Origin of the sequence: Providencia sp. PROV201 (assembly GCF_028479545.1) — a bacterium.
Lineage (GTDB): Bacteria > Pseudomonadota > Gammaproteobacteria > Enterobacterales > Enterobacteriaceae > Providencia > Providencia huaxiensis.
Genome location: NZ_JAMPNW010000006.1, coordinates 197,944 through 211,167, shown reverse-complemented (window position 1 = coordinate 211,167; position 13,224 = coordinate 197,944). Strand labels below are relative to the sequence as shown.

Here is a 13,224-nt window from a genome sequence, read left to right as displayed (position 1 = left end):
TGCATCACCGCCAATGGCTTGCCCTGTCGCTTGACCATCCGCTAATTGACTAATTGCATCACTTTTTCGGCACTTTCTGGAATGTATGGGAAATACTGGCCATTTTCATGTTGACCAATAATTAGATTAGAGCTTCCCTCGTGATAGCCAATTTCACCATTATCTGCAAAATAATTTTCGATAATAATATCTGGTTGCTCGATATCACTACCTTCAAAAGCAATAAATAAATTTTTATCAACTCGTTTAACTGCGATATTTTCTGGTGCAAAATTAGTTTCTTCATCAATTAAAAGATAATTAACATTTTTTTTTGCATTAATATGTAATGGCTGATTTTGTTGGCCTATACCCTGTTGCCCGGCAATAATAGAATGTTGCTCAATTGTTTTTTCGCTATTATTAATCTTAATTGATATTTTTTTTATAGACATAGTTATCCATTGCCTCATTGAAGACAATTATTCATTGTTTTAAATTTATTGGAGTATTTTCAGTTATTGACAATCTTTGAGCATGTCAACACGCGATAAGGTATGAGACTGAACACTTATATTTCCTTTAATATCATTCAGTTCCCTCTCATCCATCGCTCTTAGTTTAGTTTTCCCATCAACTTCAACAATCAAAAATAGATGCTTTTTTCCAGCGTCTAATTGGAAAAAATCGGAAGAATTTAATTTAGTATTATAGCGTTCTTTTACGTCTGTCTTATGAGCTGTTAAATTGTTTCTTCCAGCACACAGCTCAATGCCCTTAACGGAATTACTTTCTAGCGAAGTTAAATATTCATTATTCACAAATATATTAATTGTTTTCCCTTTGACTTGATTGTCTAGGCGATAAAATAAAACCAATGCTTTATTATCATTGACCACATTATATTCTTTAAGAGTGTTCTTATTGTTCCATGACTCTTTATTATAACCATGCAGTCCATTATTCTTCATGCAGCCAGAGAGTGCAATTACACACAGTATTATTGCAACCCCATATACTTTTCTCATAACAACCCTTTTTGATACAGTCAATTTTTATTTAAAACGGAAGCTATTCCCTTATTTAAATAAGGAAATTAATATTGAATTGGTGACATCTAGAAATTGGATTTAATTAGAACCCAATAGCAAAAATATATGATTTGTACTCTATTGTTCTAACCTTATAATTTCCCCTCGCAAGGTAAAATATTTAGTTACATGTTGAAACTTTTGGCATTATATAGTTTGCAATTGATATACGTCAAATAAATAACCAATAGCTATATCAATCGAATGAATAGATATCAATATTGGCCGTTATTTTTTCGATTGACTTTAACTTGCTGTTTTATAACACAAAAAAATTGTTTAAAGTTTAAAATATTTTTTTATAACTCTTAAGGAGTAAAGAGCAAAAGATTAAAAAACAATTAAAATAAATATATTAATTTGAAAATATCACCTTTGTAAGTGTTTTAAATATTTTCAATCCTCTCTTTAATATGTTGCCAATTTGTTTTTTATTTGTTTAATTTGCGTATAATTTAGCCATGAGTAAGCAGAAAAACAGATATTTTCATAGCGTAATATTCCTATTATATATAGGGTTATTAAAGCATGATGTGAATATTCACATATAAAAATTAAATACGTTCTTTATCGAAACAATTATAAATTAGGAAATCTAGACTTTATTCAGGAATTATTATTCTCTTTTTTAGCATGATTATTCCTAGTTGAACGTTATCAAAGTATTCTTATTTAGATGAATAGAACTATCACATAATACCCATATAAATAATTGGGTTAATACCCTCTTTCACGTAAAACATAATATTAGAATAACTTTTAAAGATATTTAATTATTAAGTCATTAAATATTTCTAATGACTTAATAATTCCTGATAGCTTAATAGTTAAATATACTTACCCTATGATTATTTCTCTTTCTTAATGTTTTACTAAAAAAGATTAGTTAATTTCCCGTACACACATCACATAATACTGGCCATCAATAATTTCAGTGCCTTCGGTTTCATGCTCAAAACCCGGAAACTCGCTGTCCCATGCTTGAAGACTATGCAAGTAGCCGATATGCGGGCTGTTTTTATCGCCAAAGCTTTCACCCGATAACAACATAGGGATACCCGGTGGATAAGGAATAATCGAGTTAGCCGCAATACGTCCGGCAAGATTATCTAAAGGAACCGCCTCAACGCGGTTAGCGACAATTTCTTGATAAGCATCGCGTGGGCTCATCATCACGGCAGGAAGTTGCTCATAAGCCTGATTTAACTGCCCTCCAGGGTTATTTTTTTGCAGATACACAAACATTTTATTGCCTAGATCACGGAGCCCCATCTCACCATAGATCTCAGGAGCCGCTTCAACGACTTCAGGTAATACCTTTTTCAGTGCCGTATTGTTGTCATAATGGCGCTTAAACGACAGCAGCGCATTGACCAGCGTTCCCCATTTCCCTTTTGTAATTCCCATCGAAAACAAGAACATAATTTGGAAATCAGTCGTACGGGTCGGCACAATACCATAGTGATTTAACCATGCCGTGACTAACGCTGCGGGGACGCCGCTACCCAGTAATTTACCGTCATCTCCCATTCCCGGTGACAAGATACTCACTTTAATCGGGTCCAGCATTGCCCAATTTTCAGGGATATCTTTAAAACCATGCCATTTATCTTCGGGGTTCATCACCCAACAGCTTTGTTCTTTCATCAACAGCTCAACAGGGGCGTCTTCAAAAGCATAGCGTTTACCTGTTGCTGGGTCTTTTACCATTTCTTGATTCCATGGTTTGAAGAACCACTCATCGTCATTGATAAATTCTTTGTATAGATAGCCCAGTGATTGACGGAAGTCTATGGCTTCACGGATCACTTCATCAGTAAGTGAGCGCCCACTGTTACCGTCCATCATGTCTGCGGCAATATCATTTGAGGCACAGATTGCATATAGCGGCGAAGTGGTCGCATGCATATGATAGGCTTGGTTAAAACGATTGAAATCAATCGAATTGCGGCCATTTCGAACGTGGATAAATGAAGCTTGCGAAAGCGCATTCAATAATTTGTGCGTAGAGTGAGTCGCAAAAATAGTTGGCTCATCGTCTTTTCTAGGATCATCACGCATCGCAAAGTGGTCATGGTAGATAGGGTTAAAACGTGCGTAGCCGTACCATGCCTCGTCGAAATGGATTCTATCTAATGATTTATCCAGCAAATCCTGTACTTTACGTGCGTGATAACATACGCCATCGTAAGTACAGTTGGTTACGACGCTATATGCAGGTCGTTTGCCTATTTTATCCGAAGTTAATGGGTTTTTAGCGATTTTCTCAACAATTGCTTCCGGTGTCATTTCTTGAGGGTAAATCGGGCCAATGATGCCATAACGATTGCGGCTTGGTGTCATATAAACCGGTTTTGCTCCGGTTAAAATCAAACCTTGCTCAATAGATTTGTGGCAGTTGCGGTCAATTACAACAACATCGTCATCCGTCATGCAAGCTTGCATGATCGTTCGATTCGAACCTGATGTTCCTACGACCACGGAATAAGATTGATCAGCCCCAAAAATGCGTGCGGCATTCCTTTCACATTCACCAAATGCGCCAGTGTGGTCTAACAGTGAACCCACAGCAACCCGCTCTATACCAATATCCGTACGAAATAAGTTCTCCCCAAAGAAATCATGATAGATGCGACCTGCGGGGGTTTTGGTGAACCCAACACCACCTTGATGCCCCGGTGCTGCCCATGAATATTCATGTACATCACTGTATTTAATCAAGCTTTTCATCAACGGGGGTAATAAATTAGCACGGTAACGGATAATCGCGGCAAGGACACGGCCTGCAATAAAATCTGCGGAATCTTCTAAAATCCACGCAAATTCATCGACTTGTTCCATCATCTTACGGTCAAATGCTGTCAAGGCTTCTTCACGATCACTTAATAAAAAGACAGGGACATCTTCTTGCCTGCGGTGAAGTTGGGTAATTAACTGATGTGCTTGCGTTTGTTCCTGCGTGTCTGACATATCACGACCATATAACAAACAGTCAATACTAGTATTTGACCGAATGTATGCCATCCCATCTTCAAAATTACGAATGATCACGGTTTCTACGTGCTCATCTTTAAGTTCACTGGCGAGTCTTGCTACGGCATGGCTAATAACGGAGTCGTCATCGGTTAATTCCGTATAAACTATGAGTGCTCTCATCAATAACTCCCTTTTAACGTTTTAAAATCAAAATACTTATGATATTAGTCTTAACGCAAATAAGGCTTGATTGCAAAGTTATCGATGAGGATCTAAGCCATCAATCATTCATCTAATTTATTAATCACTACTCTTGCATTCATAACCAATGACTTCGCTTTCGCTTCCCTTCGTTGCAATAACGCCATAAAGATCAAATCAGTCAGTGTGTTTTGTGCAGTTCTTGATGAAATTGACGAACTACGCCATTCATCTTCCTCTGCGATACTTTCAAGAACATAATCAGCAATTTGCCCCAATGGTGAATCACCATCACGAGTAATCGCGATAACGCACGCCCCTTGTTTACGTGCAATGTTCGCTGCTGTTAGCATGTCTTTACGCCTTCCTGTAAAAGAAATGACGATTTGTACATCATGGGTATTAAGCGTGAGCGCAGCCGCTATTTGCACATGATGGTCTGACTCCACGAGTGTTGTAATACCAATTTTTTGTAATTTGTAACTTAAATCTTTCGCTGTTAATCCTGACCCACCAATACCGACAATTTGAACTCTCTGTGATTGGTCTATTCGTTCAACAATTCTTTCAAATTGATTGAAATCAATTAGTTTTGTTGTTTCTGTGATTGAATGATTTTTTTCCATTGCCAATTTCTGAGCAACAACCATCAAGTTGTCATCAGGCGCAATACGATTATGTAGAGCAGAATGAGGCGCTCCTTCCTTAAGTTGCTGGCGCCCAATAATCTCACTAAGTGCGAGTTTCAAAGCGGGATACCCCTTTACCCCAACTTTCTGACTAAACTTAACGATAGCAGACTGGCTGACATCTAAAATTTCCGCTAATTGCTGAGATGACAGATTCAGTACATTTTCGGGATTTTCAAGGATAAATTGTGCAATTTTGCGTTGGTTTTCCGCTAATCGCGGTAATGAGCAAGTAATGATATCTAATAGTGTCATGACACCCTCTCGAGATTAGCGTTCTTTTTTCGTTTTACAGAATAAATTAATAATAAATTATTCCTATTTTATTTGACCGATGACTTGAAAATAATTGTTTAAATTCAATCAATAATAGACATTCAATCTAAACTAAGTAACAAAATATTCTTTTATATTCGCAAATTAGAATAGGTAACACCGTGATTTTAATCACACCAAAGGAATAAATAATTCCTTAATATTAGTTCAATAACTGATTTAGGAGCAATTTTTATGACTATCGACTTAAGCAAAATGGTAACTGAAAGCCGTAATGAGGCCAGTACCAATATCGACCAACTCTCAACGGCTGAAATGCTGAAGGTCATTAATGATGAGGACAAGCTCGTTCCGTTAGCGGTTGAAAAAGTGCTCCCTGAAATTGCCCAACTGGTTGATAAAGTTGCAGAAGCCTTTTTAAAAGGGGGTCGTTTGATTTACTCGGGTGCAGGAACCTCTGGCCGTTTAGGGATCCTTGATGCCAGTGAGTGCCCACCAACTTATGGAACGCCCCATGAACAAGTTGTCGGTTTAATTGCCGGTGGTCACCAAGCTATCTTCCGTGCCGTAGAAAATGCAGAGGATAAGCCTGAGCTGGGTGAACAAGACCTCAAAGATATTCAATTCAATAAAAATGATGTACTCGTCGGCATCGCGGCCAGTGGGCGTACTCCCTATGTGTTAGGCGCGCTCGCTTACGCACGCCAAATTGGTGCCACCACCGCGGCTATCAGCTGTAACCCTAATAGCCCTGTGGCTAATAGTGCTGATATCGCCATCACACCCGTTGTTGGCCCAGAGGTCGTTACGGGTTCTTCCCGTATGAAAGCGGGAACAGCCCAAAAATTGGTACTAAATATGATAACCACAGGGGCAATGATCCGTATCGGAAAAGTGTTTGGTAATTTAATGGTCGATGTCGAAGCAACAAATGCCAAACTTATTGAAAGACAAACAAAAATTGTGATGGAAGCGACACAATGCGATAGAAACACCGCAGAGTCTGCGCTTCAACAATGTGATAGGCACTGTAAAACCGCCATTTTAATGGTGTTATCTGGCTTGAATGCCGATGAAGCACGCCAGTTACTCTCTAATAATAATGGCTTTATTCGCACAGCACTCAATATCGCTACCTCCGCCTAACCTGCGGATTTTATGAGATAAATAGCATGGCTAAAATAACAATAGAAATGATGCAGCAAGTTCTGCAACACGTTGGTGGTCGTCGCAACATTAAGTTAGCAGGCAACTGTATGACACGCCTACGCTTGACGCTCAATAACGATCAGTTGGTCGACAAAGCCGCACTTAAACAAATCGCAGGAGTCCTTGGTGTTATTGAAAGTGATGAACAACTGCAAATCATCGTGGGCCCCGGCAAAGCACAAACTGCTGCGGATTTAATGAATCAATTGCTAGAAAGTGAAGATGACGACCATCAGGAGCCATCTTCCCCTCAAGACCTGAAAGATATTGCATCCGCAAACAAGCAGCAACTGAAAAAGAAACAAACCAGTGCCGTTCACCGATTTTTATCAAAATTTGCCACGATATTTACACCATTAATTCCGGGTTTTATTGCTGCTGGCTTATTATTAGGTTTTGCAACACTGGCAAAACAGAGCTATTTTCCTGCGGGTCTCCCGACAAAGCCTGAAGAGCAGACCCTACTCGTACATACTATTTTATATATGTCAGTATTTAGCAAAGGGCTGTTTAGCTTTCTAAGTATTCTTATTGGTTATAACACTCAAAAAGCCTTTGGCGGTAGCGCAGTAAATGGCGCCATCATCGCTTCACTGTTTGTTCTTGGATACAACCCAGAAATAGCCAAAGGGTTCTATTCTGACATGAATAGCTTCTTCGGGTTAGCTATCGACCCAAGAGGTAACATTATTGGGGTCTTGATTGCATGTATTTTTGGCGCATGGGTCGAAAAACAGGTACGTAAAATCATCCCAGCTAACCTTGATATGATTTTAACTTCAACAATTACCCTGTTAATTGTTGGTGCTGCGGTGTTTATCTTCATCATGCCAATTGGCAGTTGGTTATTCTCTGGCATGTCATGGCTTTTTGTGCATTTAAGCAGCAACCCATTCGGAACGGCAATACTAGCAGGGCTGTTCTTGATTGCAGTAATGTTTGGCGTGCACCAAGGTTTTGTTCCGGTATATATGGCATTGGTTGAAACTCAAGGCTTTAACTCACTTTTCCCTATCCTAGCGATGGCAGGTGGTGGGCAAGTTGGTGCCGCAATGGCGTTGTATGTTAAAGCCGCGAAAGATTCGATATTACGTAACCAAATTCGTGGGGCCATCATTCCAGGTTTCTTAGGCGTCGGTGAGCCGCTGATCTACGGTGTCACTCTTCCGCGGATGAAGCCGTTTGTCACAGCATGTTTAGGTGGTGCTGCGGGAGGTTTCTTTGTTGGATTAGTGGCTTGGATGGGGTTACCGGTTGGTTTAAATACCGTCTTTGGCCCATCCGGCTTAGTCGCTATCCCAATGATGACCTCTGCTGATGGCGTGTTCCCAGGAATGTTAGTTTATGTAGGCGGGTTATTCACATCCTACTTATTCGGTTTTATTTTTACTTACTTCTTTGGGACAAAAAATGTCGATTTAGACTAATAACTCGATCAAACAAAAAAGCAGCTAGTTGGCTGCTTTTTTGTTCTTGACATCATAAGCCACAGCTTATACTTTCTGTATACGTCATAGCTTATGCAAGGATGCATCGTGTGGATAGTCATATTAACACCTCGTTTTGAAACCTGGCTAAACAAACAAAATGGGCGCACTCAAGAAAAAATTTTAGCTGCACTCAGAAATTTAGAAGTTTTGGCCCAAGATTGCCTCGCCCCTATGCCGATACAATAAAAGGCTCTAAGTACAGCAGCATGAAAGAACTCAGGGTTCAACATGCAGGCAAAGCCCTCCGCGCATTTTTTGTATTTGATATTCAGCGGCAAGCGATTGTTTTATGTGGTGGTGATAAAAGTAATGACAAACTTTTTTATCAAACTATGGTACGAATCGCGGATGATGAGTTTACTGCATATCTAAAATTGATGGAGAAAAAAAATGAAGACCCTACATGATGTAATTGCTGAACGCTGCCCAGAAAGCCAAGCAAGAATTAACGAGTTAGCGGATGAAATGATACTTGCAACGGGGCTTCAGTTAATGCGAGAGGAACTTAATATTTCGCAAAAGATGCTAGCCAGCCGCCTTGGTATTTCTCAACCAGCTATTACTCAAATTGAACAACGAGGCAATGATCTTAAACTGGCAACATTAAAACGCTATGTTGAAGCAATTGGAGGTAAACTCAGCCTTACGATTGAATTACCGACAGGTAATAGCCGAGTCTTTCATATCTAGATTCACCAAGAAGCTCAATTATACTCGCTTCTTGGTAAAGCTGATCATTCCAACCAAATTAACGGCACACACAGTGCAGTTAATAAGCCCATTACCCAGTTAAAAATAAACCAAGCACGGCGGCTGCGTAAAAATAAGCTAATTAAAGAACCAAACCCCATCCAAATCAGGCCAGCCAGCAAATTCACGATCACAAAGGCAACACTCATTATTAAAATTGATTGAGTAAATAACTCACCGGGGAGGCTAAATCCCCCTACAGCACCTAAACCCATCATCCACGCTTTTGGGTTTAAAAATTGCAATAAGCCCCCTTGATACCAAGTCACACTTTTCGCGACTTCGCTATTGGTCTTAAGTGGTGCATAATTAGCGGTGGCGGTTTTCCATGCGAGCCAAAGTAAATACAAGCTCCCAGCAATTTTTAATGCGATATGAATGGCGGGATAAAGCAGTAAAAGTGCAGCAATACCGAATGCAGAAAGATAAAGTATGGATTGCATGCCTAACATAATACCAAAGCATAATGTTATCGTATGGCGAAAACCGTAGTTTGCTGCACTTGACGTTAGCAACATATTGTTAGGGCCGGGAGTGACTGCAGCAATGAATAAAAACGTAAAAAGAGAAAAAACCAGCCCCAATGTCATTTATAATTTAGCCTCAAACTCAAATTTGTTTACTTGCATCACAAAAAAATAACAGTATGTTATGTGACTCACAAGAGTCTCCATTAAATAAAAATAAGGCTATGTCAGAAAACTTTCGTCCAATAAGTTGGGCTAAAAATCCACACCTCCAAACATTACTGCCAAGGATTTTCCGTAGAACACCGAAAATCAAACCGATATGGCAGCGCCTTGAATTGCCAGATGGCGATTTTATCGATCTCGCTTGGAGCGAAAAACCTGAGCTAGCGGCGCACAAGCCACGTTTAGTGATATTCCATGGCCTAGAAGGGAATTTTAAGAGCCCTTATGCCCACGGGATGCTAGAAGCTGCCCAAAATAACGGTTGGTTGGGTGTGGTGATGCACTTTAGAGGTTGTAGCGGTGAGCCAAATCGCCAGCAGCGAATTTACCATTCAGGCGAAACAAATGACGCCCGCTATTTCCTCCGTTGGCTAAAAAAGACCTTTGGGGATGCACCAACCGCAGCTGTTGGTTATTCTCTTGGGGGCAATATGTTAGCCTGCTATCTCGCTGAAAGTGGGCAAAATGCAGATATCGATGCGGGTGTTGTTGTTTCTGCCCCTTTGATGTTGGAAGCCTGTTCTTTGCGAATGGAAAAAGGGATATCTCAATTCTATCAACGCTATTTACTAAATGGCTTAAAACGTAATGCAACGCGTAAATTAGTGCGCTACCCGGGATCACTCCCTTTAAACCTACTGCAATTGAAGCAGCTTAAGCGGATCCGTGAGTTTGATGATGTGATTACTGCGCGTATTCATGGGTTTGATGATGCTACCGATTATTATCAAAAATGCAGTGCATTGCCCAAATTAGCTTATATCACTAAACCAACGTTAATTATTCACGCCAAAGATGATCCATTTATGGCACCTGAAGTTGTGCCTGATTTATCATTTTTACCCCACAATGTGGAATACCAAATGACGGAACATGGCGGACACGTAGGCTTTGTGAGCGGTACCTTGAGAAAACCGCAAATGTGGTTAGAAACCCGCATTCCCCAATGGTTAATGCCTTATTTAAATAAGGAAATAATGTGATTGTTCCATGGCAAGAACTTGCCCCTGAAACATTGGAAAATCTGATTGAAAGCTATGTTTTACGAGAAGGGACAGACTATGGCTCCCATGAAAAAAGCTTGCAAGATAAGGTTAACGATGTGAAACGGCAGTTAGTTTCTGGTGAAATTGTGCTAGTCTGGTCTGAATTGCATGAATCGGTTAATTTCATGCCTAAGGGAAGTTTTTCTTTATGATATTTTTATTCCGTGGTTCATTTTGACGTCATCATCTACCATAAATTAAGTTGGGTGTTTTCTAACGCAACCATGTTGTAAAACTATCAAATAAGGCTCATAACCCTAACACCCGTTAATCCGCTTCATGCACTGTTGATTAAAATAGTGCTTATTAGCGCAACACAGGGAGTCTGCGATGTCCAAAAAGCACCCAATCATAGCCATCACCGGTTCAAGCGGTGCTGGCACAACCTCAACTAGCCAAGCATTTCGTAAAGTTTTTCACCAATTAAATATCCAACCGGCAACACTGGAAGGGGATAGCTTTCACCGCTATACACGTCCTGAAATGGATATGGCTATCCGTAAAGCCAGAGAACAAGGGCGGCACATCAGTTATTTTGGCCCCGAAGCGAATGATTTTGCTTTGCTTGAACAAACCTTAGTCGACTACGCAAAAACCGGCTGTGGGCAGTCCCGTAAATATCTACATACTTATGATGAAGCGGTACCTTATGGCTTGCAACCTGGGACATTCACCCCTTGGGAACCGCTGCCAGACAAAACAGATATTTTATTTTATGAGGGGCTGCATGGGGGTGTTGTTACTCCAGAACATAATGTTGCACAACATGTTGATTTGCTTGTCGGTGTAGTCCCTATTGTCAACTTAGAATGGATCCAAAAATTGATCCGCGATACCACAGAGCGAGGGCACTCTCGCGAAGCAGTCATGGACTCGGTTGTGCGTTCTATGGGGGACTATATTAATTACATCACGCCACAATTTTCTCGCACTCACATCAATTTCCAACGTGTTCCAACGGTAGACACATCTAACCCATTCTCAGCAAAAGCAATTCCGTCACAAGACGAAAGCTTTATTGTGATCCGTTTTCGTGGGCTAGAACAAATTGATTTCCCCTATTTGCTATCAATGATATCTGGCTCATTTATTTCCGCAATGAATACAATTGTCGTTCCAGGAGGGAAATTGGGGTTAGCAATGGAATTAATTATGGCACCAATAGTCGAAAAATTAATTAATCAAAAGAACAACAATTAAATTATTTTTTGATTAATAAACAAGATGCTTATCATTAATTAAGATAAGCATCTTTCAATTCAAATATATTAGTAAAAATTAAATTTATTTTTAGTTTTTTATTTCAAAGCTGTGTGTGACTTCAACGGTTTTCTCTAACATCAATGCCACTGAGCAATATTTTTCAGCAGAAAGTTGAACAGCACGTTCGACCGCTTTTTCCGTTAATTCATTCCCAGTTACAATAAAATGCAAATGGATTTTCACAAAATAACGCGGGGCTTCTTCACGGCGCAGTGAGGTTAATTTAACTTCACAATCAGTAACATCGTAACGGCCCTTTTGTAAAATCGAAACGACATCAATCGCGCTACAGCCGCCGGCCGCCATTAGCACCATTTCCATTGGACTTGGCGCTTTATCGCCCGCATTGCCATCCATCATCACTTGGTGCCCAGACGCTGACTCCCCTAAAAAAGAAAGTCCTTCAACCCACTTTACTCTTGCTTCCATTGTATTTCCCCTTGAAATGAAATCGATTTAAAGGCTACATTGTTCCATAGATACAATGAATGTTATATCAACTTTATTTGGCTGAAGCGATACAGGGGAGACTTTCTGTATTGGATATGCTACAAACAATACTTAGTTGATAGGATTAAGATCAAAACTCAACGGTTTAATTGATCATATTATAGTGTTGATATCAATTTGCGTTACCAAAAGCAATCAAAAGCGCTGAAGTAATCAGCCTCTTGATTATTTAAAGGTATATAAGGCAAATTAATATGCTAAGCTAGTGACTTTAAAGCCAGCCTTTCTAGACGTTTTTCCGAATGGCTGCAATAACATACAGAGGATAACGCTAATGGTTCTCGGCAAGCCACAAACAGACCCTACTCTTGAATGGTTTTTGTCACACTGCCATATTCATAAATATCCATCCAAGAGCACTCTTATCCATCAGGGTGAGAAAGCAGAAACCCTTTACTATATCGTTAAAGGTTCGGTGGCTGTTTTAATTAAAGATGAAGAAGGCAAAGAAATGATCCTCTCTTACCTGAATCAAGGGGATTTCATTGGTGAGCTTGGGTTATTTGAAGAAGGGCAAGAACGCACTGCGTGGGTTAGAGCAAAAGTCGCCTGCGAAGTTGCTGAAATTTCATATAAAAAATTCCGTCAATTGATTCAGGTAAACCCTGATATTTTAATGCGCCTTTCTGCGCAAATGGCTAGTCGCCTACAAACAACATCTGAGAAAGTCGGTAACCTCGCATTCTTAGACGTTACAGGCCGTATTGCTCAAACTCTATTAAATTTAGCCAAACAACCTGATGCGATGACACATCCAGACGGTATGCAAATCAAAATCACTCGTCAGGAAATAGGCCAAATCGTGGGTTGTTCCCGTGAAACAGTTGGTCGTATTTTAAAAATGTTAGAAGACCAAAACCTGATCTCTGCACATGGTAAAACAATTGTGGTTTACGGCACACGTTAATTAACCTTTCAGCCTGGCCACCTTTGGCTGGGCTATTATTGTAAACAGCGGTATATCAATGATATAGCGCTGTTTTTCATTTCTTTGCTTATGGCCCCTTTATTGACTTTCTAGCACACTCGCGTTTTTTGATATTAATTAAAAT

The 13,224-nt window shown here is 39.9% G+C and carries 13 protein-coding genes and 1 pseudogene; 8 read left to right on the top strand and 6 right to left on the bottom strand.

The genetic code is table 11. The features are described from left to right. Positions 1–41 precede the first annotated feature (41 nt). The 4 genes from PR809_RS07570 to PR809_RS07555 all read right to left on the bottom strand — a co-directional run bounded on the left by PR809_RS07570 (position 42) and on the right by PR809_RS07555 (position 5,191). Positions 42–434: a hypothetical protein gene (locus PR809_RS07570; protein WP_241098823.1), complete on the bottom strand. Its 393-nt coding sequence runs from the start codon at positions 432–434 to the stop codon at positions 42–44. A gap of 63 nt (positions 435–497) precedes the next feature. After that, positions 498–1,007 carry a cell envelope biogenesis protein OmpA gene (locus tag PR809_RS07565; RefSeq protein ID WP_206277111.1) on the bottom strand — a complete coding sequence of 170 codons (510 nt, stop codon included), beginning with the start codon at positions 1,005–1,007 and terminating at the stop codon, positions 498–500. Positions 1,008–1,952: 945 nt separating this feature from the next. After that, the gene (adiA, locus tag PR809_RS07560) at positions 1,953–4,226 is read right to left on the bottom strand and encodes an arginine decarboxylase (RefSeq protein WP_206276977.1); all 2,274 of its coding nucleotides are present in this window, start codon (positions 4,224–4,226) and stop codon (positions 1,953–1,955) included. 104 nt (positions 4,227–4,330) lie between these two features. Continuing rightward, positions 4,331–5,191, bottom strand: a complete 861-nt coding sequence (locus tag PR809_RS07555) for a MurR/RpiR family transcriptional regulator (protein ID WP_206276976.1) — start codon at positions 5,189–5,191, stop codon at positions 4,331–4,333. A 255-nt stretch (positions 5,192–5,446) separates the two neighbouring features. Here PR809_RS07555 and murQ point away from each other — a divergent pair, with 255 nt between their 5' ends. From murQ to PR809_RS07535, 4 genes and pseudogenes are all read left to right on the top strand, one after another. Then, on the top strand, positions 5,447–6,358 hold the full coding sequence (gene murQ / locus PR809_RS07550; RefSeq protein ID WP_206276975.1) for an N-acetylmuramic acid 6-phosphate etherase: 912 nt from the start codon (positions 5,447–5,449) through the stop codon (positions 6,356–6,358). 26 nt (positions 6,359–6,384) lie between these two features. Further along, complete coding sequence (murP, locus tag PR809_RS07545) at positions 6,385–7,848, top strand: PTS N-acetylmuramic acid transporter subunit IIBC (protein ID WP_206276974.1); 1,464 nt, start codon at positions 6,385–6,387, stop codon at positions 7,846–7,848. Between the two features lie 114 nt (positions 7,849–7,962). Then, positions 7,963–8,318: pseudogene (locus tag PR809_RS07540) on the top strand (type II toxin-antitoxin system RelE/ParE family toxin). Next, complete coding sequence (locus PR809_RS07535; RefSeq protein WP_102138896.1) at positions 8,302–8,601, top strand: helix-turn-helix domain-containing protein; 300 nt, start codon at positions 8,302–8,304, stop codon at positions 8,599–8,601. Before PR809_RS07540 ends, PR809_RS07535 begins: the two are co-directional and overlap by 17 nt. A gap of 44 nt (positions 8,602–8,645) precedes the next feature. Here PR809_RS07535 and PR809_RS07530 read toward each other — a convergent pair whose 3' ends face one another. Then, on the bottom strand, positions 8,646–9,251 hold the full coding sequence (locus PR809_RS07530) for a LysE family translocator (RefSeq protein WP_102138895.1): 606 nt from the start codon (positions 9,249–9,251) through the stop codon (positions 8,646–8,648). 101 nt (positions 9,252–9,352) lie between these two features. Between PR809_RS07530 and PR809_RS07525 the strand changes: the two genes are divergently transcribed. From PR809_RS07525 to PR809_RS07515, 3 genes are all read left to right on the top strand, one after another. Continuing rightward, the gene (locus PR809_RS07525) at positions 9,353–10,336 is read left to right on the top strand and encodes a hydrolase (protein WP_102138894.1); all 984 of its coding nucleotides are present in this window, start codon (positions 9,353–9,355) and stop codon (positions 10,334–10,336) included. Continuing rightward, positions 10,333–10,551 carry a YheU family protein gene (locus PR809_RS07520; protein ID WP_102138893.1) on the top strand — a complete coding sequence of 73 codons (219 nt, stop codon included), beginning with the start codon at positions 10,333–10,335 and terminating at the stop codon, positions 10,549–10,551. Before PR809_RS07525 ends, PR809_RS07520 begins: the two co-directional genes overlap by 4 nt. 178 nt (positions 10,552–10,729) lie before the next feature. Then, on the top strand, positions 10,730–11,599 hold the full coding sequence (locus PR809_RS07515) for a phosphoribulokinase (protein WP_004265947.1): 870 nt from the start codon (positions 10,730–10,732) through the stop codon (positions 11,597–11,599). A gap of 90 nt (positions 11,600–11,689) precedes the next feature. Here PR809_RS07515 and PR809_RS07510 read toward each other — a convergent pair whose 3' ends face one another. Next, positions 11,690–12,091, bottom strand: a complete 402-nt coding sequence (locus PR809_RS07510; RefSeq protein WP_166265904.1) for an OsmC family protein — start codon at positions 12,089–12,091, stop codon at positions 11,690–11,692. Positions 12,092–12,446: 355 nt separating this feature from the next. Here PR809_RS07510 and crp point away from each other — a divergent pair, with 355 nt between their 5' ends. Beyond that, positions 12,447–13,079, top strand: coding sequence for a cAMP-activated global transcriptional regulator CRP (crp, locus tag PR809_RS07505; RefSeq protein ID WP_006813718.1), 633 nt, complete (start codon positions 12,447–12,449; stop codon positions 13,077–13,079). Positions 13,080–13,224 lie beyond the last annotated feature (145 nt).

Coding starts and splice junctions, on each gene's coding strand:
- crp (WP_006813718.1), top strand. CDS start 12,447: ATGGTTCTCGGCAAGCCACAAACAGACCCTACTCTTGAATGGTTTTTG.
- PR809_RS07565 (WP_206277111.1), bottom strand. CDS start 1,007: ATGAGAAAAGTATATGGGGTTGCAATAATACTGTGTGTAATTGCACTC.
- PR809_RS07530 (WP_102138895.1), bottom strand. CDS start 9,251: ATGACATTGGGGCTGGTTTTTTCTCTTTTTACGTTTTTATTCATTGCT.
- PR809_RS07510 (WP_166265904.1), bottom strand. CDS start 12,091: ATGGAAGCAAGAGTAAAGTGGGTTGAAGGACTTTCTTTTTTAGGGGAG.
- adiA (WP_206276977.1), bottom strand. CDS start 4,226: ATGAGAGCACTCATAGTTTATACGGAATTAACCGATGACGACTCCGTT.
- murP (WP_206276974.1), top strand. CDS start 6,385: ATGGCTAAAATAACAATAGAAATGATGCAGCAAGTTCTGCAACACGTT.
- PR809_RS07555 (WP_206276976.1), bottom strand. CDS start 5,191: ATGACACTATTAGATATCATTACTTGCTCATTACCGCGATTAGCGGAA.
- PR809_RS07515 (WP_004265947.1), top strand. CDS start 10,730: ATGTCCAAAAAGCACCCAATCATAGCCATCACCGGTTCAAGCGGTGCT.
- PR809_RS07570 (WP_241098823.1), bottom strand. CDS start 434: ATGTCTATAAAAAAAATATCAATTAAGATTAATAATAGCGAAAAAACA.
- murQ (WP_206276975.1), top strand. CDS start 5,447: ATGACTATCGACTTAAGCAAAATGGTAACTGAAAGCCGTAATGAGGCC.
- PR809_RS07535 (WP_102138896.1), top strand. CDS start 8,302: ATGAAGACCCTACATGATGTAATTGCTGAACGCTGCCCAGAAAGCCAA.
- PR809_RS07525 (WP_102138894.1), top strand. CDS start 9,353: ATGTCAGAAAACTTTCGTCCAATAAGTTGGGCTAAAAATCCACACCTC.